Origin of the sequence: Asanoa ferruginea, from assembly GCF_003387075.1 — a bacterium.
Classification (GTDB): domain Bacteria; phylum Actinomycetota; class Actinomycetes; order Mycobacteriales; family Micromonosporaceae; genus Asanoa; species Asanoa ferruginea.
The window spans coordinates 8,392,430-8,415,782 of the sequence record NZ_QUMQ01000001.1 but is presented as its reverse complement, the minus strand read 5'-3'; the positions used below and the strand labels follow the sequence as shown (position 1 = coordinate 8,415,782).

Here is a 23,353-nt window from a genome sequence, read left to right as displayed (position 1 = left end):
ACGGACCATCGAGATGCGGCACGGTAAAGCCCGCTTCGTCGCGAGTTTCCTGGCAGTGCCAGTGGTCCTGTACGCGTATTACGTGCTGTGGCCCTACATCCAGGACATCTTCTACTCGCTCACGAACTGGGGCGGCTACTCCGACACACAGGAGTTCGTCGGGCTGGACAACTACGTCCGGCTGATCCACGACGAGCTGATCCGCAAAGCCTTCTGGCATAGCGTGTTCTTCCTGGTCACCGTGCCGGTCTTCACGATCGCGCTGGCCCTGCTCTTCGCGTTCCTCCTCAATGTGGGAGGGCGCGGGAGCAGGGCCGGGGTCCGCGGCGTCTGGGGCTCCAACGTCTACAAGGTGATCTTCTTCTTCCCGCAGGTGCTCTCGCTGGTCCTGATCGCCATCATGTGGGGGGCCATCTACCGGGGTGACGGCCAGGGCCTGCTCAACGGGCTGCTGATCAAGATCGGCCTGGTCGACGCCGACAAGCCGTTGGCGTTCGTCGCCGACCCGACACCGTTCCTCGGCGTACCCGCGGTGCTCTGGTGGTTGCTTTTGATCGCGGTCTGGGGTGGCACCGGTTTCTACATGGTGCTGTTCTCGGCAGCGATGCAGTCCATCCCGAAGGACATCTTCGAGGCCGCGACGCTCGACGGCGCCTCCCGGGTGAAGACCTTCTTCCGGGTCACGCTGCCCCTGCTGCGCGACTCGGTCTCGGTCGCCTGGGTCTATCTGGGTTTCATCGCGCTCGACATGTACGCGCTGGTCTACGTGATGACGCCCAACCAGGGTGGGCCTGACAACGCGAGCGAGGTGTTCGCCTCGGTCATCAACTTCACCGCGTTCAGCAAGGGCCAGTTCGGCTACGCCTGCGCGATCGCCGTCGCCCTCGGCATCTTCACCCTGCTGCTGGCCGCCGTGCAGCTACGGGTCACCCGTCGCGAGCGGATCGAGTACTAGGAGTCGGCATGAGTACCGTCACCACGCCTCCCACGTCCGGCGTCGCCGGCGTGAAGCCGGCACCGGCCGGCAAGCCCCGCCCCACCGGCGGTCGCGCCTCGGCCGGCGACGTGGCCCTCAGCGGTTTCTCGCACCTGTTCCTGCTGGTGTGGGGCGCCATGGTGGTGCTGCCGCTGCTGTGGGTGGTCATGTCGTCGCTGAAGTCCGACGCCGAGATCATCAAGAACCCGCTGTCGCTGATCCCCGACTCGCTGCACTGGGACAACTTCACCCGGGCCTGGACCAAGGGCGGCTTCTCCGGCGTCTTCCTCGACACGGTCATCATCGTGGGCGGCGGCGTGCTGCTCACCATGCTGCTCGGTTCGATGGCGGCGTACGTGCTGGCCCGCTACGAGTTCCCCGGCAACCGGGTCATCTACTACCTGTTCCTGGCCGGCTTGACGCTGCCCGTCTACATGGCCGCGGTGCCGCTCTTCAAGGGCACCGAGCTGCTCGGCAACTCGATCCCGTTCCTCGGCTACAACCAGTACGTGATGCTGATCCTGGTCTACACGGCCTGGTCGCTGTCGTTCACGATCTTCTTCATGCACTCGTTCTTCCGCACGCTGCCCACGACAGTGGCGGAGGCGGCCCTGGTCGACGGCGCTTCGCACACCTCGCTGTTCTTCCGGGTCATGCTGCCGATGGCCAAGCCCGGCCTGATCAGCATCGGCATCTTCAACGTGATCGGCCAGTGGAACCAGTGGTATCTGCCGGTCCTGCTGATGCAGCCCGCCGGCGGCGAGGAGAAGCACGCGCCGATCGCGCAGGCCCTGATCGGCCTGTCGGTCAACCAGGGCTACAAGTCAGACTGGTCGGGCATGTTCGCCGGCATCACGATGGCGATGCTCCCGGTGCTCGCGGTCTACATCATCTTCCAGCGCCAGGTCCAGGCGGGCCTGACCGGAAGCATCACCAAGTAGTTGTCATACCGGTCGGGTTGAATAGGCCCGTGCTGGTAGCGGCGGTTCCGGGGGAGGGCGGGTCGGGTCGGCTTCTGCCGCTCGACGACGGGGGCCGCCCAGCCGGGGCCGCCGCGACCGTGCCATCCCTGGCCGCGGCGGTCGCGTCCTGGGAAGCGGCCGAAAAGCCGCGCTGGATCTGGCCGTCGACCATGGCGGTCTACCCGCCGCTGCTCGCCGCCGGGGTGCGGGTCGAGCGCTGCCACGACGTCGAGCTGACCGAGGCCCTCCTGCTCGGCTCCGAGGGCACCTGGGGCGCACCCCGCTCGGTGGCCGCCGCGCTCGCCCGGTTGCGCGGCACGCCGGTGCCGCCCGACCCACCACCGGTCACCGCCGAGCCACCCGGCGGCGGTCAGGACGCGCTGTTCGCGGCGCCCGCGGCCACCCCGTCGGTCACTCTCGAAGATCTCCTCATGGCATACGCGGACCAGCGCGCCAGAATGTCCGCCGTCCCGTCATCGCCGGGCCGCTTCCGCCTGCTGGTGGCCGCCGAGTCGGCGGGCGCCCTGGTCGCGGCCGAGATGGGCGCGGCCGGCCTCCCGTGGCGTGCCGACGTGCACGACGCTCTCCTGCGCGAGCTGCTCGGCCCCCCGTCGGCGGTCGGCGGCCCACCGGCCCGCCTGGTCAGCCTGGCCGCCGAGATCGCGGCGGCCTTCGGCGTCCGCCACCTGCACCCGGAGTCACCCGGCGAGCTGCTCAAGGCCTTCCACCGCGCCGGGGTCGACGTGCCCAACACCAGGTCCTGGACGCTGCAAAAGGTCGACCACCCGGCCGTCCCACCGCTGCTGGCCTATAAGGAGCTCTTCCGCATCTGGACGGCACACGGCTGGGCCTGGCGCGACGCGTGGATCCAGAACGGCCGCTTCCGCCCGGAGTATGTCCCCGGTGGCGTGGTCTCCGGCCGCTGGGCCAGCCGCGGCGGCGGAGCGCTCCAGATCCCCAAGGTGGTCCGCCGAGCGGTGATCGCCGATCCCGGTTGGTGCCTGGTGGTGGCCGACGCGGCCCAGCTGGAGCCGCGCGTGCTGGCGGCCGTGTCCGGCGATGCCCGCCTGGCCGCCGCAGGCCAGGCCGGCGACCTCTACGCCGCACTGGCGACCGACGCCTTCGCCGGCGACCGCGCGAAGGCCAAGGTCGCCCTGCTGGGCGCGATGTACGGCCAGACCGGCGGCGCCGCGATCCCGGCCCTGGCGGTGCTGCGCAGCAACTACCCGACGGCTTTCGACTACGTCGAGAGCGCGGCCCGCACCGGCGAGGGCGGCGGCCTGGTCCGCTCGTGGCTGGGCCGCACCTGCCCACCGTCGTCGGTGTCGGTCTCCCTGGCCGATGCCGGCTACGAGTCCGGCGACGGCGGCGCGCCGGACAGCGGCCGCTCCCGCGCCCGCGGCCGCTTCACCCGCAACTTCGTCATCCAGGCCACCGCGGCCGAGTGGGCCCTGGCGCTGCTGGCAACGCTGCGCACGGCGCTGGCCGGCACGCCGGCCGAGCTGGTCCTGTTCCAACACGACGAGGTGCTCGTGCACTGCCCGGCAGACCAGGCCGACTCGGTCATCGAGGCGGTCCACGCGGCAGGCATCAAGGCGACCGCGGCCTTGTTCGGCGACACCGAGGTCCGCTTCCCCATGGAGGCCTCGGCGGTCGAGTGCTACGCGGAGGCCAAATGACAGCTTCCGTTAGCTCGCGCGACGGCACGACCGTCGCCTTCACCAGCTCCGGCGCAGGCCCGCCGCTGGTGCTGGTCGGCGGCGGCCTCGACGACGGCACCGAAAACGCGTTCTTCACCCCGGCGGCCGACGCGCTGGCCGCGGCCCTGCCGACGGCGCGGCGGCTGGTCCTCGACCACCCCGGCCACGTGGCTGACCCGGCGATCCTGGCTCCCGCGCTGCGTCGCTTCTATCTGTCATGACGCCCTTCGCAGCCGTGGTCTTCGACTTCGACGGCCTCCTGATGGACACCGAGACCACGCTGGTCGAGGCATGGCGTGCCGAGTGGGCCTTCCACGGGCTGAGCCTCGACCTGACCGACACCTTCTGGCCCGGCCACGGCGGCGACATCACCCAGCACCGCCTCGACCGCCTGGGTGCCCTGGTCGGCCCTGGCTTCGACCGCGCCGCCAGCCACGCCCGTTTCCTGGCGCACCGGGAGCGTCTGCACCGCACGCTCGCGCTACGCCCAGGCATCGCGGCCTGGCTGACCGAGGCCCGCGCGGCCGGCCTGACCTGCGCGGTGGCCAGCAGCTCACCCCTGACCTGGGTCCAGGGCCACCTGTCCCGGGCCGGCGTCTTCGACACATTCAAGGCGGTCGCCACCGGCGACGAAGTGGCAGCACACAAGCCCGACCCGGCGATCTACCGCCTGGTCCTCGACCGACTCGGCCTACCACCAGCATCCGCCGTGGCCATCGAGGACACCCCACACGGCATCGCGGCCGCGCGGGCAGCGGGCATACCGGCGGTCGCCATCCCCAACCCCTTCGTCAAGGCCGCCGACTGCGCCGGAGCCAGCCTCGTGCTGTCCACCGCCGCGGACCTGCCGCTGAGCGAGATGCTCGCGTGCTTGGCCAGGACCGCAAGCGCTCCGCCTGCGCAGCCTCGGTAGCGGGCCGCTAGCGCGGCGCTCGCTGCGGGGCCGCCCCGGTTGCGCGGCGTGGGTCGCGGTGGTTAGCGCGGGGCTGCTTCGGGCCGCGTGTTTGTGCGGTCTCGGGGGTTGGGGGTGGTTGGCGCGGCGTCCGCTCGGGCCGAGCGCGGTTGGCGCGGCGTCCGCTCGGGCCGAGCGCGGTTGCGCGGCGTCCGCTCGGGCCGAGCGTGGTTGCGCGGCGTTCGCTCGGGCCGAGCGCGGTTGCGCGGCGTTCGCTCGGGCCGAGCGTGGTTGCGCGGCGTTCGCTCGGGCCGAGCGCGGTTGCGCGGCGTTCGCTCGGGCCGAGCGTGGTTGCGCGGCGTTCGCTCGGGCCGAGCGCGGTTGCGCGGCGTTCGCTCGGGCCGAGCGCGGTTGCGCGGCGTCGGTCGCGGCCGCTGCGCGGCGCTTGGTCCGCGCCGCCGAGCAGGTTGCGGGTTGCCCGCGGCAGCCACGCGGGGTCGGCGGCACCGCCGCCCGGGCGTGTCGCCTTGCCGGCGGGTGGTGTTGTCGCGCGCTACATGTTCTGGCATGTGCGTACATAACAAAACATGTAGGCGCGGACGACATCCCTCACCTCTGGTCCGACACGCCCGGGATGCGGGCTGAGCTGGCGTCAGATAGGCGACTGGCGGGGTGTGTGGGGCGGGTGGGTGTGGTGAGACTGGCGTTGTATCGATTCTGCTCGCCGTGCGGAGGCTGGCGTGGCTCGGATCGCAGGACTTGTCATTGCCGCCAGTGGCGGTCGGCGCATTGGCGGACCGGAGGCGTTGCTGCGGCGCGGCAACGCTCTGCTGGTCGACGCCGTGTGCGACGTCGCCCGTGAAGTTGGGTGTGCGCCGCTCGTTGTGGTGCTCGGCGCCGCCGCCAATCAGGTGCGCGGCACTGCCGCGCTCACCGGGGCGACCGTCGTCGTCGACAAGGCGTGGGGGACCGGCCTTGGCTCCAGTCTGCGGGTCGGGCTGGAGGCAGTCGAGGCGCTCAACGCTGACGCCGTTCTCGTGCTGACCGTCGACATGCCGGGGGTGACCGTCGAGGCGGCCCGGCGGGTCGCGTTGCTCCCGCATCCGGGTGCGCTGGTCTGCGCCACCTACGACGGGTTGCGCAGCTATCCGATGCTGCTCGGCCGCCAGCACTGGGCCGGTGTCAACACGCTGGCCAAGTCTGATGTCGGGGCGCGGCCCTACCTGCTCGCGCACAAGGACGAGATCGTCGACATCGCCTGTGACTCGATCGCCGACGGCAACCGGCTCGACAACCCGGAGCTGGTGGCCGCGTTCGGGCTCACCCGGCCCGCGGGGGAATGATTTCCGCCGCTGACCGGGGGTAAGCAGGTCAGATGGGTCAGAACGACACAGCAGACGAGCCGGAAGAGCCCAACGAGCCGAACGAGTTCGGGTTTGCCGGCGCCGGCACCGGGCCCGAGCCGAATCTCGCCCCGGAGGACAAGGCCGCCGAGGAGGGTGACGAGATCGCCGTCCCGGCCGGGGACATCACCGGGGCCATCGTGAGCGCGATCGAGGGCGATCGGGAAGCCGGCGACGACGACGAGAACGGCTAGAGCTCGAAGCGGGTGCCGACCGTGTTGGGCCGGGTTGCCGCGGGCATCGCGGTGGCCAGGGCGTGCTGTGCCTGCCACGACGTGCAGTGGGAGGGCACCAGCAGGGTCGGCGACTCCAGAGCCAGGGCGGCGACCGTTTCGTCGACCACCGGGCCGGCGCGGAGGTGGAAGCCGCCGAGGACGGCGTACACCTGGGTGATTCCGGTCAGTTTTTTCGCGTAGCGGACGATGTTGACCACGCCGGCGTGGCCGCAGCCGGTCAGGATGACCAGGCCCTTGCCGGCGACGTGGAGGATCATCGCCTGGTCGTCGTGGATCAGTGGGTCCGGCTGCCATGTGCCGTCGACGAACGCCTGGTGGTTGGGGATGCCCTGCTCGAACGGGACCGTGCGGTCGACCTCGCCGGTGATCAGGAGCATGCCGTCGAGGAGGTAGGACGGCTGCCGGCCCTCGATGATCTCGAAGCCGACGCCCTCAATCGCGGCGCGTGACGGTACCGGCAGCTCGAAGGCGCGGTCCGGGCCGGAGACCAGTCGGCGCTGGCGCCAGAAGTCGGGGTGCAGATAGACCGGCATGTTTGTCGAGCCCAAGCGGCGGGCGACCCCGTCGAGGCCCATCACGTGGTCGAAATGCCCGTGGCTGAAGACGATCGACTCGAACGAGTCCGGGCGCAGTTCCAGCCGGTCGAGGTTGCCGATCAGGCCGTCCGGGGTCACGCCCGCGTCGAACAGGATGCGCCGCGCGGCGCCGTCGACGCGGAGTTCGACCAGCGCGGAGAAGCCGTGTTCCGCCCGCAGGCCGTCGACGGCCTGGCCGGTCACCGAGATCGAGTCGGGCACCGGTGCGGCGCGGCCGCCGCTGCCGGCGGCACCCCAGCGGCGGATCGGGCCCTCGTCGGGCAGCAGCACGTCGGTGTAGTTGTCGATCAATGTCGTGACGTGCACGCCGTCGATCGGACGTAACGCGACGGACGCCTCCATCCAGCCATCATGCCGGAAATATGAGCTTATGGCCGGCGTACGGTGAGGATCAGGTCGGCCACCAGCGCGGTCCAGCCGGTCTGGTGCCAGGCGCCCAGGCCGGCCCCGTTGTCGCCGTGGAAATACTCGGGGAACGAGATCAGGTCGCGCCAGTCCGGGTGGGTCTGGAAGAGGTCGCAAGCGCCGTAGATCGGCCGCCGGCCGGTGCGGTCGCGGGTGAACAGGCTGATCAGGCGCCGGGACAGGTCGTCGGCGATGGTGTGCAGCGGCAGCTTCACGCCCGAGCCGGTCGGGTATTCGACCAGCAGGTCTTCGCCGAAGAACGCGCCGAACTCGCGGAGCGCGCCGATCAGCAGATAGTTGGTCGGCAGCCAGATCGGGCCGCGCCAGTTGGAGTTCCCGCCGAACAGGCCGCTGGTCGACTCGGCCGGCTCGTAGCCGACGGTGAACTCCTGCCCGCCGAGCGAGACCGTGAACGGCTTGTCGAGGTGCTGCCGGGACAGCGTGCGCAGCCCGTAGGGCGACAGGAACTCGGTCTCGTCGAACATCCGGGCCAGCATGCGTACGAGCTGTTCCGGCGCGACCATTGACAGCAGCCGCTGCTGCCGGCCGTCACCGGAGCGGCGCCGGCTGCCGACCACCAGGCCGTACTCGGGGCGGTTGTGCAGGAACCAGCGCAGCCGCAGCGAGAGTTCGGGCAGCCGGTTGATCGTCATGGCCGACAGCGAGGCCGTCGCGGCCAGCGGCAGCAGGCCGACCACCGAGCGCACCTTCAGCGGCACCCGCGAACCGTCGGGCAGCCGCAGCACGTCGTAGAAGAACGCGTCCTCGGTGTCCCACAACCCCTGCTCGTAGGCCCCCGCGGCGATGTAGGCGAAGTGCTCGAAGAACTTCGTGGCGATGTCCTCGTAGGCGGGCTCCTTGACCGCGAGCGTCAGCGCCATGTCGAGCAGGTTGAGCGCGTACATGCCCATCCAGCCGGTGCCGTCGGACTGCTCGAGCACGCCGGCGACCGGCAGCGCCGCGGAACGGTCGAACGGGCCCACGTTGTCGAGGCCGAGGAAGCCGCCCTCGAAGACGTTGTTGCCGGTGACGTCCTTCCGGTTGACCCACCAGGTGAAGTTGAGCAGCAGCTTGTGCATCACCCGGGCCAGGAAGTCGACGTCGCGGCCACCGTCGATCTCGAAGATGCGCAGCGCCGCCCAGGCGTGCACGGGCGGGTTGACGTCGCCGAACGCCCACTCGTACGCCGGGATCTGGCCGTTGGGGTGCATGTACCACTCGCGGAGCAGCAGGAGCAGTTGCTGCTTGGCGAAGGCCGGGTCGACCCGGGCCAGGGTGACGCAGTGGAACGCCAGGTCCCAGGCCGCGAACCAGGGGTATTCCCACGGGTCCGGCATCGAGATCACGTCGAAGTTGGTCATGTGCCGCCAGGCGCTGTTGCGTCCGTGCCGGCGGCCTGGCGGCGGTGCCGGCGAGCCCGGGTCGCCGTCGAGCCATTGCCGCACGTCGAAGTGATAGAACTGCTTGCCCCACATCAGCCCGGCGATCGCCTGCCGGAGCACCGCCGCCTCGTCGGCCGAGGCGCCGCGCGGGGTCAGCGTCGAGAAGTAGGCGTCGGCCTCGGTGCGCCGGTCGGTGAACACCGCGTCGTGCTCGGCGCCCAGCGCGAGGGCCGGCGCGCGGCGCTTGGGCCCGCCGGGCGGCCCGGTCGCGCACAGCCGCAGCCGGATGGTGACCGCCGACCGGGCCGGCACGTCGAGCACGTAGTGCAGCGCGCCCTTGGTGCCGGTGCCGCTCGGGTTGACCGTCGGCGCGCCCTGCACGACGTGGTCGTTGATGCCGTCCTTGGGGTATCGCGTGCCGCCGGGCAGGCCCCAGAGCCGCTTGGCGTTGGACTCGTTGTCGCAGAGCAGCGGGACCGGCGAGCCGTCGCCCTCGAGCACCAGGTCGCCGAGCACCCAATGGCTGCCGACCAGCCGGTTGTGGCCGTCGGCGGCCAGCGTCGGCACCGCGTCGCGCCCGGGCAGCCCCCACGACCAGGTGTTGCGGAACCATAGCGTGGGCAGCAGGTGCAGGATCGCCGGGTCGGGGCCGCGGTTGGCGGCGGTGATCCGCACGCACATGTCGGTCGGGCCGGCCTTGGCGTATTCGACGGTCACCGCCCAGAACCGGTCGTCGGCGAAGACGCCGGTGTCGACCAACTCGTATTCGGGCTCGTCGCGGCGGCGCAGCGCGTTGACGGCGACCAGCCGGTCATAGGGGAACGGGGCCTGCGGATAGTGGTAGCGCCAGCGCATCGTGGAGTGGGTGGGCGTGGACTCCTCGTACCACCAGTATTCCTTGACGTCTTCGCCGTGGTTGCCGCCGTCGCCGCCGAGCCCGAACATCCGTTCCTTGAGGATCGGGTCGACGCCGTTCCACAGCGAGAGCGCGAAGCAGAACGTCTGCCGGTCGTCGCAGATCCCGGCCATCCCGTCGTCGTTCCAGCGGTAGGCGCGGGACCGGGCGTGGTCGTGCGGGAAGTAGTCCCAGGCGGTGCCGTGCTCGCTGTAGTCCTCGCGGACCGTGCCCCAGGCGCGTTCGGCCAGGTAGGGGCCCCAGGAACGCCACGGCCGCGCACCACTGTCGGCCTCTGCCAGCCGTGCCTGTTCGGCCAGCACCTTGGCGTTCACCTCCATGTCACTGATCTTCCCTGATCATTCTGCGACGCCCGTGTTACGACCCGAGTCCACCCGAGTCCACTAGGGACCGCATCTTGCCCGATGGCGCGCCGGTAAACGACATATTTCGCGGCATTGAGGCGCATTTCGATCAGATTGCCCTAGGCTCCCAAACGACCCACTTGGCGCGCCGGCACCCGCTCGGGTGCCTATTGCCGTATGTCCAGGGTTGACCGCGAGGGGGCCGGGCCATGAAACGCACCGCCGACGTTCTCGACAACGGACCGGTCACCGGTCCGGGCATCAGGCGCGTCCTGATGCTGTCCTGGGAATACCCGCCGGTGGTGGTCGGCGGCCTCGGCCGGCACGTGCACTCGCTCGCCACCTCGCTCGCCGCGGCGGGACACGAGGTCACCGTGGTCACCCGGCACGCGGCCGGCGCGCCACTGGAGGAATACATGGAAGGGGTACGGGTGGTCCGCGCGCCCGAGGACCCGCCCAACTTCCCCCTCGCGACGCCCTCGCTGCTGGCCTGGACGATGGCCTTCAACCACACCCTGACCCGGGCCGCGCTGCGGGCCACCGAGACCGGCGAGTACGACGTCATCCACGCCCATGACTGGCTGGTCACGCACACCGCGGTCACTCTCAAGGAACACCTCGACCTGCCGCTGGTCGCCACCATCCACGCCACCGAGGCCGGCCGGCACCAGGGCTGGCTGCCCGACGAGATGAACCGCTGCATCCACAGCGTCGAGTGGTGGCTGGCCCGCGAGGCGTGCCGGATCCTGGTCTGTTCGTCCTACATGAAGTGGGAGGTGTCCCGGCTGCTGGAGTTGCCGGCCGAGCGGGTCGAGGTGATCCCCAACGGGGTCAACGACCGGGTCTGGCGGGCCGGCCCGCGGGCGGTCGCGACCGCACGCAAGCAGTTCGCCGGCGAGGGACCACTGGTCGGTTTCGCCGGGCGCCTGGTGTACGAGAAGGGCGTCCAGCACATCATCCGGGCCGTGCCGCGGCTGGCGTCGCAGCACCCGGGCCTGCGCGTGGTGATCGCCGGTGACGGCCCGTTCCGCGGCGAACTCGAGTCCGAGACGCACCGCCTCGGCATCCCCGACAAGGTCAGCTTCGTCGGCTTCCAGAGCGAGGCGACCCTGCCCGCGCTGCTCGCCGCGACCGACACGACCGTGGTGCCGAGCCTCTACGAGCCGTTCGGCATGGTGGCCCTGGAGGCGGCGGCCGCGGGTGCGCCGCTGGCCGTGGCGGCCACCGGCGGGCTCGCCGAGATCGTCGAGTCCGGCGTCACCGGCGTGACCTTCCCGCACAGCGACCCGGACGCGCTGGCCGGCGCGGTCGACTCGCTGCTCGGTGACGCGGTGTTCGCCCGCAAGGTGGCCAAGAAGGCGCGCACGATGGTGACCAAGCGATACGGCTGGTCCACGATCGCGGCCCGCACGGCGGCGGCCTACAGCAGCGCGATCCGCCAGTCACCGTCGTTCCTCACCCAGGAAGCCGCCGCGCGGATGGCGTACGGGCAGCCCAAGTTGGTCGTACCCGCGGGTAACTTGCTCGGTCTCGACGTGGCATAGCGGCTCGGTCCCATCCGCGGGACAATCACTCCATCGACCGGGGCTTCATCAACTCGGCTACGGTCACTATGGTTGATTCGCGGACCAACAGGGATCGGACGGTGTGCACCGGCTACTGATCGCCGAGCGTTACCGGCTGCTTGAATCGGTGGGCAGCGGGGGGATGGGTCGTGTCTGGCTCGCCCGCGATGAGATGCTGCATCGCGACGTTGCGGTCAAAGAGGTCCAACCACCCGAGTGGATGAGCGCCACGGAGCGTGAGGAACTCGGCCAGCGCACCCTCCGCGAGGCGCGCACCGCGGCCCGGCTCAGCCACCCCAACGTGGTGCAGATCTACGACGTGGTCTACGCCGAGGGCAGCCCCTGGATCGTGATGGAGTATGTCCGGTCCCGCTCGCTGCACCAGGTGATCGAGAGCGAGGGGCCGCTGGCGCCGGCCCGGGTGGCCGAGATCGGCCTCAAGATCCTCGACGCGCTCTGCGCCGCACACGCCCGCGGGGTGCTGCACCGCGACGTCAAGCCGCACAACGTGCTGATCAGCGACGACGGCCGGGTGGTGCTGACCGACTTCGGGCTGGCCACGTTCGACGGCGACAGCGCGGTCACCCGGGCCGGCCTGGTGATGGGCTCGCCGCAGTATGTGGCTCCCGAACGCGCCAGCGACGGCACCTCGACCGCCGAGGCCGACATGTGGTCGCTCGGCGCCACGCTCTACGCCGCCGTCGAAGGGCGTTCGCCGTTCTTCCGGCGCACCACGCTCGGCACCTTGACCGCGCTGGCCACCAGCCCGCCCGACCCGGCCAAGCTGGCCGGCCCGCTGCGCCCGGTGCTGACCGGCCTGCTGCGCAAGGATCCCCGGCACCGGCTCACCGCCGACGAGGTCGACCGCCAACTCCGCCGGGTGATCGACCCGAGCGTCAAGCCGCGACCGCGCCGGCTGCCCCGGCCCCGCCGCCCCGAGGGCGCCCCGGAGGTCGAGCCGTCGTCGGCACCGACCGTGGCGCTCGACCCTGACGGGCGGCCCCGGGCGGCCGCCTGGTTCGGCCGCGGCGTGACCGAGCACCTCGGCACCGGCCGGCGCGGCCGCAAGCGGGTCGCGGTGATCGGGGCGGGCCTGGTGGTCGCCCTCCTGGCCGCCGGTGCCGCCTGGGCGATGAACCGGCCCGACAACGACACGGTGGCCGGCGGAGCCACGCCCTCGCCCAGCGCGACCGTGCCCGCCGGCGGCGTCGGTGGTGGCCTGATGCCCTGCCAGAACCCCGGGAACGCGGTGACCAACCCGGTCGCGCCGGAGCCGGTGCCGGCGGGGGAGTTGGCCCTGAACGATGGCTTCACCTGGTATACCGGCTCGCCGGCCGGCTACCGCTTCGCGGCCGTGATCGGCTGGCGGGTCTACACCGAGGGCCTGACCACCACGTGCCTCTACAGCGGCGACTTCGAGCGGATGATGAGCGTGGAGGAACTGGTCGTGCGACCGAAGGACCCGGTCGCCTACTGGAAGACGATGGCGCGGCAGGCGCGGCTGCCCAACTACCACGAGGTCACGATCGAGCCGTTCGACGTGCTCGAGGGCGGCGCCGAGTGGCAGTTCGACTTCACCCAGGACAACGCGCCCCTCAAGGCCGCCCGCTTCCTCTACAACGACGGCGACCGGGCCTACATCGTCACCTGGATCTGCCCGGCCATCGACTGGAACGCGCGGCTGCTCCCGACGATCAAGCTCAGCTTCCGCCCGCCGGGCTTCGAGGCCCGGATCGCCGACTGATGCGCTTCGAGCAGCGGTTACGCGACGGGATCTCCGACGGCACGATCACCGTCGCGCTGCGCCGCTGGCGCCGGCCGCAGGTGGTCGCGGGCGGCCACTACCGCACCGGCCAGGGCATGGTGGAGATGCTCTCCGTCGAGCCGGTCGCCGCGTCGAAGCTGCGCGCCGCCGACGCCCACGCGGCCGGCTTCCCGACGCTCGCCGCGTTCCTGGCCGACGTGCCCGCCGGCGAAGGCCGGCTCTACCTGCTGCGCTTCCGCCGCCTCGACACGCCCGACCCGCGCAGTGTGCTGGCCGCCGACGCCGACCTCGACGACGCGGCCCGGGCCGCCCTCGACGCCCGCCTGGCCCGGCTCGACAAGGCCAGCCCGCACGGCCCCTGGACGGCCACCACGCTCGGCCTGGTCCGCGATCACCCGGGCGTACGCGCACCCGACCTCGCCGCGTCGGTCGGCCGCGACACCCTGCCGTTCAAGATCGACGTGCGCAAGCTCAAAGCCCTCGGCCTGACCGAGAGCCTGCTCGTCGGCTACCGGTTGTCGCCACGCGGCCGCGCCTACCTCGAAGCGGGCTAGGGCCAACCTCGGAGCGGGCTAGCCTCGAAGCGTGACGGGGGCAAATCACATCAGAACGCCCGATGACCGACTTCGGGTGTTCATCAGCTCCACGCTCCAGGAGCTGGCCCCCGAGCGCCGGGCCGTGCGCGACGCGGTGCTGGGGCTACGGCTGATCCCGGTGATGTTCGAGAGTGCCGCCCGACCCCACGCGCGCCGCGATCTCGTCGAGGCCTACGTGGCCGAGAGCCACCTCTTCGTCGGCGTCTACTGGCAGAGTCACGGGTCCACGCCTGGCGAACGCGACGGCGTCGAGGCGGAGTTCGACCTGGCCGGCGAGCTGCCGAAGCTGGTCTACGTCAAGGAGCCGGCGCCGGACCGGGAACCGCGGCTGGCCGCGATGCTCGACCGGATCCGCCGCGACGGGCGGATCTCCTACCGGACCTTCGCCACGCCGGGCGACCTGCGCCAGCTCGTCCGCGACGACATCGCCCTGCTGCTCAGCGAGCGGTTCGAGGCCGACGCGGGCGAACCGGCCGTCGAGCAGGCGTCGGTGCCCGCCCCGGCCACCCCGATCCTCGGCCGCGACGCCGAGATCGAGCAGGTCGGGACCCTGCTCACCGATCCGGGGGTACGCCTGGTCACGCTCACCGGACCCGGCGGGGTCGGCAAGACCCGGCTCGCCACCGAGCTGGCGACGACGCTGGCCGGCGCGTACCCGGACGGGGTCCGGTTCGTGGCGCTGTCCACCGTGACCACACCGGACCTGGTCGGCGCCATGATGGCCCAGGCGCTGGGGTTGCGCACCACCGCCGGCCGGCCGCCGATCGACGACGTCCAGGCCTATTTGCGCACCCGCGCCCTGCTCCTGGTCATCGACAACTTCGAGCAGGTCGCCTCGGCCGCACCGATGATCAGCACGCTGCTCGCGGCGGCTCCCCGGGTCACCGCCCTGGTGACCAGCCGGGCGCCGTTGCGGCTCACCGGCGAGCACACCGCCGAGGTGCCACCGCTGCCGCTGCCCGATCCGGAGAGCGACTACAGCGACGCGCGTACCGGCGCGGTCGGGCTCTTCGTCGAGCGGGCCCGCGCGGCCCGGCAGGACTTCGCGCTGACGCCGGAGACCACCCCGGCGGTGATCGAGATCTGCCGCCGGCTCGACGGTCTCCCGCTGGCCATCGAACTGGCGGCGGCGAAGGTTCGGGTCCTGTCGCCGCAGACGCTGCTGGCCCGGCTCCGCGAAGGCGTCAGCACGCTCGGCGGCGGCGCCCGCGACCTGCCGGTCCGGCAGCGCACCCTGCGCAACACCATCGCCTGGAGCTACGACCTGCTGGCCGACCCGGAGCGGGTGCTGTTCTGCCGCCTCGGCGTGTTCGCGGGCGGCGTCGACTTGGCCGCGGTCGAGGCCCTCCCGGACTCCGACGGCCTCGAAATGCTCGACGTCCTGGTCTCCAACAGCCTGGTCAAGCAGGAGCTACGGGAGGACCAGGCACGGTTCCGGATGCTGGACAGCATCCGCGAGTACGCACTGGGTCGGCTACGGGACATCGGTCGCTGGCACGAGGCGCACGCCGCGTACGCCGACTATTTCCTCGATCTGGCTCAGCGGCTCGAACCGCTGCTGGGCCGCGAGACGTCGGCGATCGCGCGGCTGGAGACCGAGCACGAGAACCTCAAGGCGGCGATGAACTGGTTCCTCGACGAGCGCGAGTGGGAGAAGGCGATCAGTTTCGGCTTCGCGCTCTGGGGATTCTGGTGGCTGCACGGCCACGTCGAGGAGAGCGCCCGATATATGAACCAGGTGGCCGACGAGGCTCGGGGGCTCTCCGAGGAGGCGACCGCGCGCCTGCGGGTCGGCACCGGCGCGACCGCCTTCGTCAGCGGCGACATCGACCGGGCGGAGTCCGACCTGGCGGCGGCGCGGGTGGCGCTGCGCGCACTCGGCGACGAGCAGAACGCGGCCCTGGCCGCCGGCATGCTTGGCATGATCGCCATGCGGCGCCAGCACTTCGCCCGCGCCCGCGAACTGCTCGAGGAGACCCGGCGGCTCGGCGAGCGCACCGGCGCCGACTGGGTGCGCTCGCTCTACTACAGCCAGCTCGGGCTGATCGCGCTCCGGGGCGGCGACACCCTGACAGCCGCACGGATCTTCCGGGACGGTCTGGAGACCGCCCTGCGTTCGCACGACCGGCTCGGCACCGTCACCAACCTCTACAGCCTCGCGGCCACGGTGCTGATCGACGGCGACCTGGACGCGGCCGAGCGCCATCTGCGCGAGGGGATGACCTTCGCCGCGGAGGCCGGCGACCGGGGAAGCGTGACGGTCTACCTGGCGGCGCTCGCCGACCTCGGCGCGCGGAGGGGCGAATACGCCCGCGCGGTCCGGTTGACTGCCGCCAGGCGAGCGCTGCGCACCTCGTCGGCGGCCTGGCTGGAGACCTATGTGCCGGACTGGCCCCGGGGCCTCGACGGCCTGCGGGCGCTACGTGAAAAACTCGGAGATCAGGAGTTCACGGCGGCCTGGGCCCGGGGCAGCGCGGACGATCTCCGTTCGGCCGTTGATTTCGCGATGGCTGGCCCCTGATTTCGGGGCAAACCGGACGAACGGCCAAGAGCAGGTCCGATGACTGGCCCCCGGGTTACGGTCGATGAAGCTAGGCGCCCCGGGGGGAGGACGCGCCATGTCCGATGTGGAGAGTCACGGCCCGGCGTTGTCGGGTCAGGAGACCGAACAGGTCCGGACCCGCGTACGCCTGTTGATCGAGCTCACGTCCCGAACGAACGAGTATCGCCGTGGCCTGAGCGCGGCGGCGCGCCGGCTCAGTCCGGAGGAAGCCGCGGTCCTGGTCGACCTCGAGAAGCACGGCATGCAGGTGCCACAGCTACACGACGTGCTGTGCGGCGGCCACGTGCTGGTCGACAACCCGCAGCTCTACGAAGACTGGCGGCACGCCAAGGGCGCCCGCGAGCGGATCTCCAGCCACCACAAGCAGATCGACAAGAAGCGCTGGCCCGACATCGGCATGCGCGGCTCGGTGGTGCGCGAGAAGCTGCACGGCCGGACCGCCGCGGGCACCTGGGTGCAGTTGGAGAAGACGCCGGCCGCGTTCGGCAAGAAGAAGCTGCCGAGCCTCGACGACCTGCGGCACCTGGTCGACTATTTCACTTACAAGATCACCAGGTCCAACGTCGGCCCGTGGGGCCTGTCCCGCAAGACCGAACGCCGGCCGATGTATCTCTCGCCCGACATCGCGATGCCGCAGAGCCTGCCCCCGGCGATCGCCGACTCGCTCGGCAACGCTCTCAAGAAGCTCGAGGAGGGCGACGACACGACGGCGGTCTCGGAGGACCTGGCCCGGCTGTTCCCGCCGCCCGAACGCGAGGACCCGACCGACGAGCTCGGCCGGTCGATGGCCAACGGCGCCGGCCGTGGGCTGTTCGGAAACTCCAACGTCTGGATCTCCGAAACCAGATCCGGTACGGCAGCCGCGATCCGCGGCCGAGATGGCGGGCACGAGTCACAGTCGGTGCTCGCGGAGATGGGGTTGTCGTGAGCAAAGCCGCAGAGGTTCCCGGAAATCTGGTCTCCTCCGTCGTCGACCTGGTCGACACCGGCCCGGTCCTGCTGGGCGCCTACACGTCGGCCGAGCTGACCGCCGTCGACGCGGTGGTCGACTTCCTGGAGGCCCGCCCGTCCGACGACGTGCTGGCCGAGGCGGTCCGCTCACTGGCGGCCCGCGAGCTGCTGGTGGCCAGCGACGGCGACGAGCAACTCCAGGTCCGCGGCGACCTGGGCATCGCGGTCGCGTTCCAGCAGCGGGCCCGGCAGGTCCTCGACGCGCGGGTCACCGGCACCGAGCCGGGCGAGCCGTGGCGGATGCTGATCCTGCCGCAGCCCGAGCTGATCACGCTGCTGATCCGGATCGACGCGCTCGGCGTACACGATCTCGGTCTGTTCCCGGCCGATGACGCCCTCGACCAGCTCGTCGAGTGGTTGCCGCGCGGCGACTACGAGAAGGGCGGCGACGCGGCCGAGGTGCTGGCGGCGAGCTCGCGGTCGGCGCTGGTGACGGTCACCGACTACACCTCGGAGGGTTCGGCCGAGACGGCGGGGGAGAGCGAAGACCTGGTGCTGGCCCGGCGCGGCGGCGACCTCTACGCGTTCGGCCGCGACGAAGCCGACCGCAGCCACCTGGTGCCGCGCCGGCTCGAGGACAACAAGGTCGACGACACGATCAAGGCGATGCTGGCCTGATCCCGTTTCATCGACGCGGGCGCCGGACCGGCGCCCGCGTCGGCGTGCGCGGCAGCGGCGGCATGGGTAGCTGTTCCTGGCGCCGCTTCAGCAGCCCGTTGAGGTAGAGCAGGGCCAGACCGAGCACGCCCATGTCGTCGAGGTAGATCGGGTCGGGCAGCAGGTCGACGGGGAAGATCGTGAAGATCAGCGCGCCGTAGAAGGCGACCTTGCCGCCGAAGCCCAGTGCGCCGAGTTGGTTGCGCACCTTCACCAGGCGGATCGCGAGCACGATGGTGCCGATCAGCGCCGCGATCAGGATGAGGCCGCCGACCACGATCACGGCAATCCACGCCTCACGCGACATAGCGCCACGGTAGCCCCCGCCGCCCGTTGGCGCGCGTCGATCAACCGCGGGTTGTGGCTCGCCCGTCATGGAGTTGTTTGCTCCCGCTGCCGCCGCGTTGCTTTGATCAACTCTCGGTTGTTCGAACGGGGGAGGCGCCGTGGCTCGACGGTCGTTGGGGCGGGGGTTCGGCTGGCTCTGGGCGGCGTACGCCGTGAGTGCCTATGGCTCGGGGTTGGGTTTCGGCGCTTTCCCGCTGATCGCGGTGCTGGTGCTGCACGCCAGCCCTGCGCAGGTGTCCGCGCTGGCGGCGGTCGGGCCGGCGGTGGGTGCGCTGATCGCGCTGCCGCTGGGCCCGTGGGTCGAGTTCCGCCGGAAGCGCCCGGTGATGATCGCGACGGATCTGGTCCGGTTCGCGGTGATGATGAGCATCCCGCTGTCTTACGCTCTCGGCCGGCTCAGCTTCGCCCAGTTGCTGGTCGTCTCGGCCGTGGTCGCGGCGGGCAAGATCGCGTTCAACGCGGCGAGCGGCGCCTACCTCAAGTCGCTGGTCCCACCCGCCGACCTGCTGGTGGCCAATGCGCGGTTCGAGTCGACGACGTGGAGTTCGATCGCGGTCGGGCCACCGTTGGGCGGTGCGGCGATCGGCCTGTTCGGCCCGGTGACCACTGTGGTCGGTGACGCGGTCAGCTACCTGCTGTCGGCGCTGGGCATCACCGCGATCGGCGGTCGCGAGGAACCGTCGCGGCGCACCGGATCGGGCCGGCTCCGGGCCGGCGACCTGCTCGACGGCTGGCGGCACATCCTGGCCCAGCCCGGGCTGCGCGCACTCTTCCTCAACCAGCTGCTCGTCAGTGGACTGATCATGGCCACCGAGCCGCTGCTGGCCGTGCTCCTGGTGGGCGAACTCGGTTTCGCACCCTGGCAGTACGGCCTCGCCTTCGCGGCGCCCTGCGTCGGCGGGCTGATCGGCTCGCGCCTCGCCCGGCGGGTGGTGGCGCGGTATGGCCAACACCGGATCCTGCGGGTGGTCGGCACGTTGCGCGCGGTCTGGCTGATCGGGCTGGCCTTCGTCGGCCCCGGCACGACCGGCCTCGTCACGGTGATGGTGGTCGAGTTGGCGATCATCATCAGCATGAGCCTGTTCAGCCCGGTGCTGGCGACCTATCGGCTCGAACACACGCCGACGGACCGCGTCGCCCGCACGCTGACGGCCTGGTCGATCAGCAGCAGCGCCAGCATCGCGCTGCTCGCTCTGCTGGCCGGCGTGCTGGCCAGCGCCACGAGCCCACGCACGGCGATCGCGGTCGCGGGGGTGCTGATCCTCGCGAGCCCGCTGCTGTTGCCGCGCCGCGAGCCGGCGGCCCCGGTCGCTGAGACCCTTGCCACGACCCACGCGCGCTAGAAGGACTCCCACCGCACGCGTGGTGTCAGCTCCCCGGTGGCCACGTAGTGCCGGATCGCGTGTCGAGCCAGGGCCACGTCGATCCACAGTCGCCGGGGGACTTCGCTGACCTGACCGCCACCGGCGAACTGGACGACGCCGTCGTCATCTGCACTGCTGACCTGGCAATCCCAAGGCTCGTCGCGCGTCCACTGCACGACGGCCGCGGGTCCGCCGATGACGATGCTCATCGAGGTGCCGTCGCCCGGGTCGACGCTTACGTCGAAGGGGTCCTGGGCCTGCGCGGTCAGCGCGTCGAGCAGCTGATCGAGGTCGTCGACCGAGGCCACGGCTGCGGTCTCCAGCCGGTCGGTGGACCCGGCGAACCACTGCGCATGGCAAAGGCAGGGAGCGTCTGCATTCCCTGCCACTACCAACATATAGCGCATTGGGGGGCTTGCGGCAAGGGCGGGGGCATGGCGCAGAATCTCCGGCGGATGCCAGAACCTGGGGAAATCAGGGATTCGCGCGCTTTCGGGGGTTTTCGATGTTTGACGTGATCATTGCTGGTGGCGGACCGACCGGCTTGATGCTGGCCGGCGAGGTGCGGCTGCACGGGCTGCGGGTGGTCGTGCTGGAGAAGGACGCCGAGCCGACCCCGGTGGTCCGCTCGCTGGGCCTGCACATGCGCAGCGTCGAGATCATGGACCAGCGCGGCCTGCTGGAGCGCTTCCTCGCGCACGGCACGCAGTTCCGGGTCGGTGGCTTCTTCGCCGGCCTCACCAAGCCGTGGCCCGACCGCCTGGACACCGCGCACGCCTACACGCTCGGCATTCCGCAGACGATCACCGACCGCCTGCTGGCCGAGCACGCCGTCGAGGTCGGTGTCGAGATTCGCCGCGGCGCCGAACTGGTCGGCCTCGGCCAGGACGACGACGGCGTGACCGCCGAACTGGCCGACGGCCAATCGGTGCGCGGGCGCTACCTCGTCGGCTGCGACGGTGGCCGCAGCACCGTGCGCAAGCTGCTCGGCGTCGGCTTCCCCGGCGAGCCGAGCCGGGTCGAGACGCTGATCGGCGAGATGGAGCTCGGCGTTCCACTGGAGACGATGACCGCGGTGGTGACCGAGGTTCGCAAGACCCACCTGCGGTTCGGCGCGATGCCCCTCGGCGACGACCTTTACCGGGTCATCGTGCCCGCCGACGGCGTGTCCGACGACCGTGCGACCCCGACGCTCGATGATTTCAAGCGGCAGCTCGTCGCGTTGTCCGGCACCGACTTCGGAGTGCACTCGCCGCGCTGGCTGTCGCGGTTCGGCGACGCCACCCGGCTGGCCGAGCGCTACCGGACCGGGCGGGTGTTCCTCGCCGGCGACGCCGCGCACATCCACCCGCCGACCGGCGGGCAGGGGCTCAACCTCGGCGTGCAGGACTCGGTCAACCTCGGCTGGAAGCTGGCCGCCGCGACCGCGGGGTGGGCGCCGGAAGGGCTGCTGGACAGTTACCACACCGAGCGGCATCCGGTCGCCGCCGCCGTGCTCGACAACACCCGCGCGCAGATCGAGCTGATGTCCGTCGAGCCCGGTGCGCAGGCGGTGCGCCGGCTGCTGTCGGAGCTGATGGACTTCGAGGACGTCAACCGCTACCTCATCGAGAAGATCACCGCGATCGGGATCCGCTACGACTTCGGCGACGGGCCCGACCTGCTCGGCCGGCGGATGCGCGACCTCACGCTGAAGCGGGGCCGACTCTACGAGCTGATGCGCGGCGGCCGCGGGTTGCTTCTCGACCAGACCGGCCGGCTGAGCGTGGCGGGTTGGGCCGACCGGGTCGACCACGTCGTCGACGTCAGCGAGGAACTCGACGTGCCCGCGGTGCTGCTGCGTCCCGACGGCCACGTGGCCTGGATCGGCGACGACCAGCGGGACCTGACCGACCACCTGCCACGGTGGTTCGGCGCCGCTGCCTAGAGGTCGGCGGTCGCGGCCGTCTCCCGCTGGGCCTCGACGTCGGCGAGGCGTTGGCGCAGCGCGCCGGTCATCAACGTCCACGCGTCCGACCCGAGCACCAGCCGGCGGGGCGGCTCGGGGGAGTCGGCCGCGGCGATGATCGCCGCCACCGTCTTCTCCATGCTGTCGGTCAGCTGCTCCACCGGCACCGGTGGCCGGTCGGCCGGGCCGCCCCGGTAGGGCCCACTGACCGGCACCCGGGTGGCGGCGTCGAAGAAGCCGGTGCGCACCATCCCGGGCTCGATCAAGGTGGTCGCGATGCCGAACGCCGCCACCTCGGTGGCCAGCGCCTCGTAGAAGCCCTCGATGCCCCACTTCGCCACGTGGTAGATCGAGAACGCCGGGAACGCGATCTGCCCACCCATGCTCGACATCTGCATCAGCCGCCCGCCGCCCTGCGCCCGCAGGCCCGGCACCACCGCCCGGGCCAGCTGGATCGACGCGGTCAGGTTGGTCGCGATCATCTGGTCGATCTGCTCGTCGGTCAGATCCTCGGCGACGCCGAACACGCCATATCCGGCGTTGGAGACGACCACGTCGATCCGCTCGTGTTCCGCGAAGGCCGCATTCAGCACGGTACGCAGCTCCGCCGTGTCCGTGACGTCGAGCGCCCGGCGCCAGAGCCGCTCTCCGTGCCGCGCCGCGAGATCGTCGAGTTGACCGGGTTGCCGCAGTGTCGCCGCGACCCGGTCACCGCGTTCCAGGGCCTGCTCGACCAACTCCCGCCCCATTCCGCGGGACGCACCGGTGATCAGCCAGGTCTTCGCCATGTGCTGTCTCTACCCCTGCCGGCCCAGTCCATCCGCGCGAGCGTGGCCGGGTCGGCCACACCCTCGATCTCGGTGATCCGGCCTTCGACGACGGTGAACATCAGCAGCGCGACCGGCGAGCCGTCCGGCCCCCAGGAGACGATCGCCGGCCGGCCGTTGACGAGCGCCTCCCGGCCCCGGGTCGCCGCGGCGGCCGCCAACCGCGCGCCCGCGGCCACCTTGGTGGCGCCGAGGACGACGACCGCCCCGCCGGGGGTGTCCACGGTCAGTTTCACCTCGGGGTCGAGCACCCGCAGCAACCCCTCGAAGTCGCCGCCCCGGGCCGCCGCGAGGAAGGCCTGGACCACCGCCCGCTGCTCCGGCCCGGCGCCGGCGGGTGGGTCGGTCGCGCGTACCTTCCGGCGCGCGCGGCTGGCGAGCATCTTGGTGGCCGCGGTCGACTTGCCGAGGATCTGGCCGATCTCGTCGAACCGCACGCCGAACAGGTCGTGCAGCACGAACGCCAGCCGCTCGCTGGGCCCGAGCGACTCGAGCACGACCAGCAGCGCGAGCCCGACCGAGTCGGCGAGCGCCGCGTCGTCGTCGGGGGCCTGGCCGTCGTCGAGCGTCACCACGTACTCCGGCAGGTTTGTCTCCGGGTGGGCCTTTCGCGAGCGCAGCACGTCGAGGCTGATCCGCCCGACCACGGTCGTCAGCCAGCCGCCGAGGTTGGCGATGGTCTCCGGGTCCTGGCGGGAGAGCCGCAGCCAGGCCTCCTGAACGACGTCTTCGGCGTCGGCGTGCGACCCCAGCATGCGGTAGGCGACCGCGCGCAGCCGGTCCCGCTGGGCCTCGAACGCCTCGACCACCGGGTCTGTCGACATCTGGTTACCTTCCCTGGAGCCGCTCCGTCATGGGTGATGACGAGCCGAACGGGGCTCGGGTAACCGATGAAGG

The 23,353-nt window shown here is 71.3% G+C and carries 21 protein-coding genes; 15 read left to right on the top strand and 6 right to left on the bottom strand.

Annotated elements, in window-relative coordinates; all coding sequences use genetic code 11:
* The first annotated feature begins 13 nt into the window (after positions 1 to 13).
* The 7 genes from DFJ67_RS39185 to DFJ67_RS39155 all read left to right on the top strand — a co-directional run bounded on the left by DFJ67_RS39185 (position 14) and on the right by DFJ67_RS39155 (position 6,127).
* Positions 14 to 955: a carbohydrate ABC transporter permease gene (locus tag DFJ67_RS39185; protein WP_116074330.1), complete on the top strand. Its 942-nt coding sequence runs from the start codon at positions 14 to 16 to the stop codon at positions 953 to 955.
* An 8-nt stretch (positions 956 to 963) separates the two neighbouring features.
* Complete coding sequence (locus tag DFJ67_RS39180) at positions 964 to 1,917, top strand: carbohydrate ABC transporter permease (RefSeq protein WP_116074328.1); 954 nt, start codon at positions 964 to 966, stop codon at positions 1,915 to 1,917.
* A gap of 29 nt (positions 1,918 to 1,946) precedes the next feature.
* Complete coding sequence (locus tag DFJ67_RS39175) at positions 1,947 to 3,617, top strand: bifunctional 3'-5' exonuclease/DNA polymerase (RefSeq protein ID WP_116074326.1); 1,671 nt, start codon at positions 1,947 to 1,949, stop codon at positions 3,615 to 3,617.
* On the top strand, positions 3,614 to 3,859 hold the full coding sequence (locus tag DFJ67_RS39170; RefSeq protein ID WP_116074324.1) for a hypothetical protein: 246 nt from the start codon (positions 3,614 to 3,616) through the stop codon (positions 3,857 to 3,859). The genes DFJ67_RS39175 and DFJ67_RS39170 overlap by 4 nt, the downstream gene beginning before the upstream one ends.
* Positions 3,856 to 4,551 (top strand): HAD family hydrolase, encoded by a 696-nt coding sequence (locus tag DFJ67_RS39165; RefSeq protein WP_116074322.1) that lies wholly within the window; start codon positions 3,856 to 3,858, stop codon positions 4,549 to 4,551. The genes DFJ67_RS39170 and DFJ67_RS39165 overlap by 4 nt, the downstream gene beginning before the upstream one ends.
* A gap of 719 nt (positions 4,552 to 5,270) precedes the next feature.
* The gene (locus DFJ67_RS39160; RefSeq protein ID WP_239097245.1) at positions 5,271 to 5,873 is read left to right on the top strand and encodes a nucleotidyltransferase family protein; all 603 of its coding nucleotides are present in this window, start codon (positions 5,271 to 5,273) and stop codon (positions 5,871 to 5,873) included.
* 32 nt (positions 5,874 to 5,905) lie between these two features.
* A complete protein-coding gene (locus DFJ67_RS39155; RefSeq protein ID WP_116074320.1) occupies positions 5,906 to 6,127 on the top strand; it encodes a hypothetical protein in 222 nt (73 codons plus the stop codon).
* Here the strand turns inward: DFJ67_RS39155 and DFJ67_RS39150 are convergent.
* Positions 6,124 to 7,107 carry an MBL fold metallo-hydrolase gene (locus DFJ67_RS39150; protein ID WP_116074318.1) on the bottom strand — a complete coding sequence of 328 codons (984 nt, stop codon included), beginning with the start codon at positions 7,105 to 7,107 and terminating at the stop codon, positions 6,124 to 6,126. The two genes, DFJ67_RS39155 and DFJ67_RS39150, sit on opposite strands and share 4 nt — an antisense overlap.
* A 26-nt stretch (positions 7,108 to 7,133) precedes the next feature.
* Positions 7,134 to 9,788, bottom strand: coding sequence for an MGH1-like glycoside hydrolase domain-containing protein (locus DFJ67_RS39145; RefSeq protein WP_116074316.1), 2,655 nt, complete (start codon positions 9,786 to 9,788; stop codon positions 7,134 to 7,136).
* Between the two features lie 233 nt (positions 9,789 to 10,021).
* On the opposite strand from DFJ67_RS39145, the gene DFJ67_RS39140 reads away from it, so the two are divergent.
* The 6 genes from DFJ67_RS39140 (at position 10,022) to DFJ67_RS39115 (ending at position 17,930) form a co-directional block, all read left to right on the top strand.
* Positions 10,022 to 11,356 (top strand): glycosyltransferase family 4 protein, encoded by a 1,335-nt coding sequence (locus DFJ67_RS39140; RefSeq protein WP_116074314.1) that lies wholly within the window; start codon positions 10,022 to 10,024, stop codon positions 11,354 to 11,356.
* Between the two features lie 103 nt (positions 11,357 to 11,459).
* A complete protein-coding gene (locus tag DFJ67_RS39135) occupies positions 11,460 to 13,121 on the top strand; it encodes a serine/threonine-protein kinase (protein ID WP_239097246.1) in 1,662 nt (553 codons plus the stop codon).
* Positions 13,121 to 13,696, top strand: coding sequence for an ASCH domain-containing protein (locus tag DFJ67_RS39130; protein WP_116074312.1), 576 nt, complete (start codon positions 13,121 to 13,123; stop codon positions 13,694 to 13,696). Before DFJ67_RS39135 ends, DFJ67_RS39130 begins: the two co-directional genes overlap by 1 nt.
* Positions 13,697 to 13,727: 31 nt before the next feature.
* Positions 13,728 to 16,259 carry an ATP-binding protein gene (locus DFJ67_RS39125; protein WP_116074310.1) on the top strand — a complete coding sequence of 844 codons (2,532 nt, stop codon included), beginning with the start codon at positions 13,728 to 13,730 and terminating at the stop codon, positions 16,257 to 16,259.
* A gap of 97 nt (positions 16,260 to 16,356) precedes the next feature.
* Positions 16,357 to 17,229, top strand: a complete 873-nt coding sequence (locus tag DFJ67_RS39120) for a hypothetical protein (protein WP_116074308.1) — start codon at positions 16,357 to 16,359, stop codon at positions 17,227 to 17,229.
* Positions 17,226 to 17,930, top strand: coding sequence for a hypothetical protein (locus DFJ67_RS39115; RefSeq protein WP_116074306.1), 705 nt, complete (start codon positions 17,226 to 17,228; stop codon positions 17,928 to 17,930). Before DFJ67_RS39120 ends, DFJ67_RS39115 begins: the two co-directional genes overlap by 4 nt.
* Positions 17,931 to 17,937: 7 nt before the next feature.
* Here the strand turns inward: DFJ67_RS39115 and DFJ67_RS39110 are convergent, their stop codons facing one another.
* Entirely contained in the window at positions 17,938 to 18,276 is a 339-nt protein-coding gene (locus DFJ67_RS39110; RefSeq protein ID WP_116074304.1) for a hypothetical protein, read from the bottom strand.
* A 139-nt stretch (positions 18,277 to 18,415) separates the two neighbouring features.
* On the opposite strand from DFJ67_RS39110, the gene DFJ67_RS39105 reads away from it, so the two are divergent.
* Complete coding sequence (locus tag DFJ67_RS39105; protein ID WP_116074302.1) at positions 18,416 to 19,660, top strand: MFS transporter; 1,245 nt, start codon at positions 18,416 to 18,418, stop codon at positions 19,658 to 19,660.
* Here the strand turns inward: DFJ67_RS39105 and DFJ67_RS39100 are convergent.
* On the bottom strand, positions 19,657 to 19,989 hold the full coding sequence (locus tag DFJ67_RS39100; protein ID WP_170216169.1) for an Imm1 family immunity protein: 333 nt from the start codon (positions 19,987 to 19,989) through the stop codon (positions 19,657 to 19,659). The two genes, DFJ67_RS39105 and DFJ67_RS39100, sit on opposite strands and share 4 nt — an antisense overlap.
* Before the next feature lie 197 nt (positions 19,990 to 20,186).
* Here DFJ67_RS39100 and rox point away from each other — a divergent pair, with 197 nt between their 5' ends.
* Entirely contained in the window at positions 20,187 to 21,608 is a 1,422-nt protein-coding gene (rox, locus tag DFJ67_RS39095; protein WP_116074298.1) for a rifampin monooxygenase, read from the top strand.
* Here the strand turns inward: rox and DFJ67_RS39090 are convergent.
* Both DFJ67_RS39090 and DFJ67_RS39085 read right to left on the bottom strand, forming a co-directional pair.
* Complete coding sequence (locus DFJ67_RS39090) at positions 21,605 to 22,417, bottom strand: SDR family oxidoreductase (RefSeq protein WP_116074296.1); 813 nt, start codon at positions 22,415 to 22,417, stop codon at positions 21,605 to 21,607. The two genes, rox and DFJ67_RS39090, sit on opposite strands and share 4 nt — an antisense overlap.
* Positions 22,399 to 23,280, bottom strand: a complete 882-nt coding sequence (locus tag DFJ67_RS39085; protein WP_116074294.1) for a sigma-70 family RNA polymerase sigma factor — start codon at positions 23,278 to 23,280, stop codon at positions 22,399 to 22,401. The genes DFJ67_RS39090 and DFJ67_RS39085 overlap by 19 nt, the downstream gene beginning before the upstream one ends.
* Positions 23,281 to 23,353 lie beyond the last annotated feature (73 nt).

Excerpts from the sequence above, each read along its gene's own strand:
- DFJ67_RS39185 (WP_116074330.1), top strand. The coding sequence starts at position 14 with ATGCGGCACGGTAAAGCCCGCTTCGTCGCGAGTTTCCTGGCAGTGCCA.
- DFJ67_RS39180 (WP_116074328.1), top strand. The coding sequence starts at position 964 with ATGAGTACCGTCACCACGCCTCCCACGTCCGGCGTCGCCGGCGTGAAG.
- DFJ67_RS39170 (WP_116074324.1), top strand. The coding sequence starts at position 3,614 with ATGACAGCTTCCGTTAGCTCGCGCGACGGCACGACCGTCGCCTTCACC.
- DFJ67_RS39165 (WP_116074322.1), top strand. The coding sequence starts at position 3,856 with ATGACGCCCTTCGCAGCCGTGGTCTTCGACTTCGACGGCCTCCTGATG.
- DFJ67_RS39155 (WP_116074320.1), top strand. The coding sequence starts at position 5,906 with ATGGGTCAGAACGACACAGCAGACGAGCCGGAAGAGCCCAACGAGCCG.
- DFJ67_RS39150 (WP_116074318.1), bottom strand. The coding sequence starts at position 7,107 with ATGGAGGCGTCCGTCGCGTTACGTCCGATCGACGGCGTGCACGTCACG.
- DFJ67_RS39145 (WP_116074316.1), bottom strand. The coding sequence starts at position 9,788 with ATGGAGGTGAACGCCAAGGTGCTGGCCGAACAGGCACGGCTGGCAGAG.
- DFJ67_RS39140 (WP_116074314.1), top strand. The coding sequence starts at position 10,022 with ATGAAACGCACCGCCGACGTTCTCGACAACGGACCGGTCACCGGTCCG.
- DFJ67_RS39130 (WP_116074312.1), top strand. The coding sequence starts at position 13,121 with ATGCGCTTCGAGCAGCGGTTACGCGACGGGATCTCCGACGGCACGATC.
- DFJ67_RS39120 (WP_116074308.1), top strand. The coding sequence starts at position 16,357 with ATGTCCGATGTGGAGAGTCACGGCCCGGCGTTGTCGGGTCAGGAGACC.
- DFJ67_RS39110 (WP_116074304.1), bottom strand. The coding sequence starts at position 18,276 with ATGTCGCGTGAGGCGTGGATTGCCGTGATCGTGGTCGGCGGCCTCATC.
- rox (WP_116074298.1), top strand. The coding sequence starts at position 20,187 with ATGTTTGACGTGATCATTGCTGGTGGCGGACCGACCGGCTTGATGCTG.
- DFJ67_RS39090 (WP_116074296.1), bottom strand. The coding sequence starts at position 22,417 with ATGGCGAAGACCTGGCTGATCACCGGTGCGTCCCGCGGAATGGGGCGG.
- DFJ67_RS39085 (WP_116074294.1), bottom strand. The coding sequence starts at position 23,280 with ATGTCGACAGACCCGGTGGTCGAGGCGTTCGAGGCCCAGCGGGACCGG.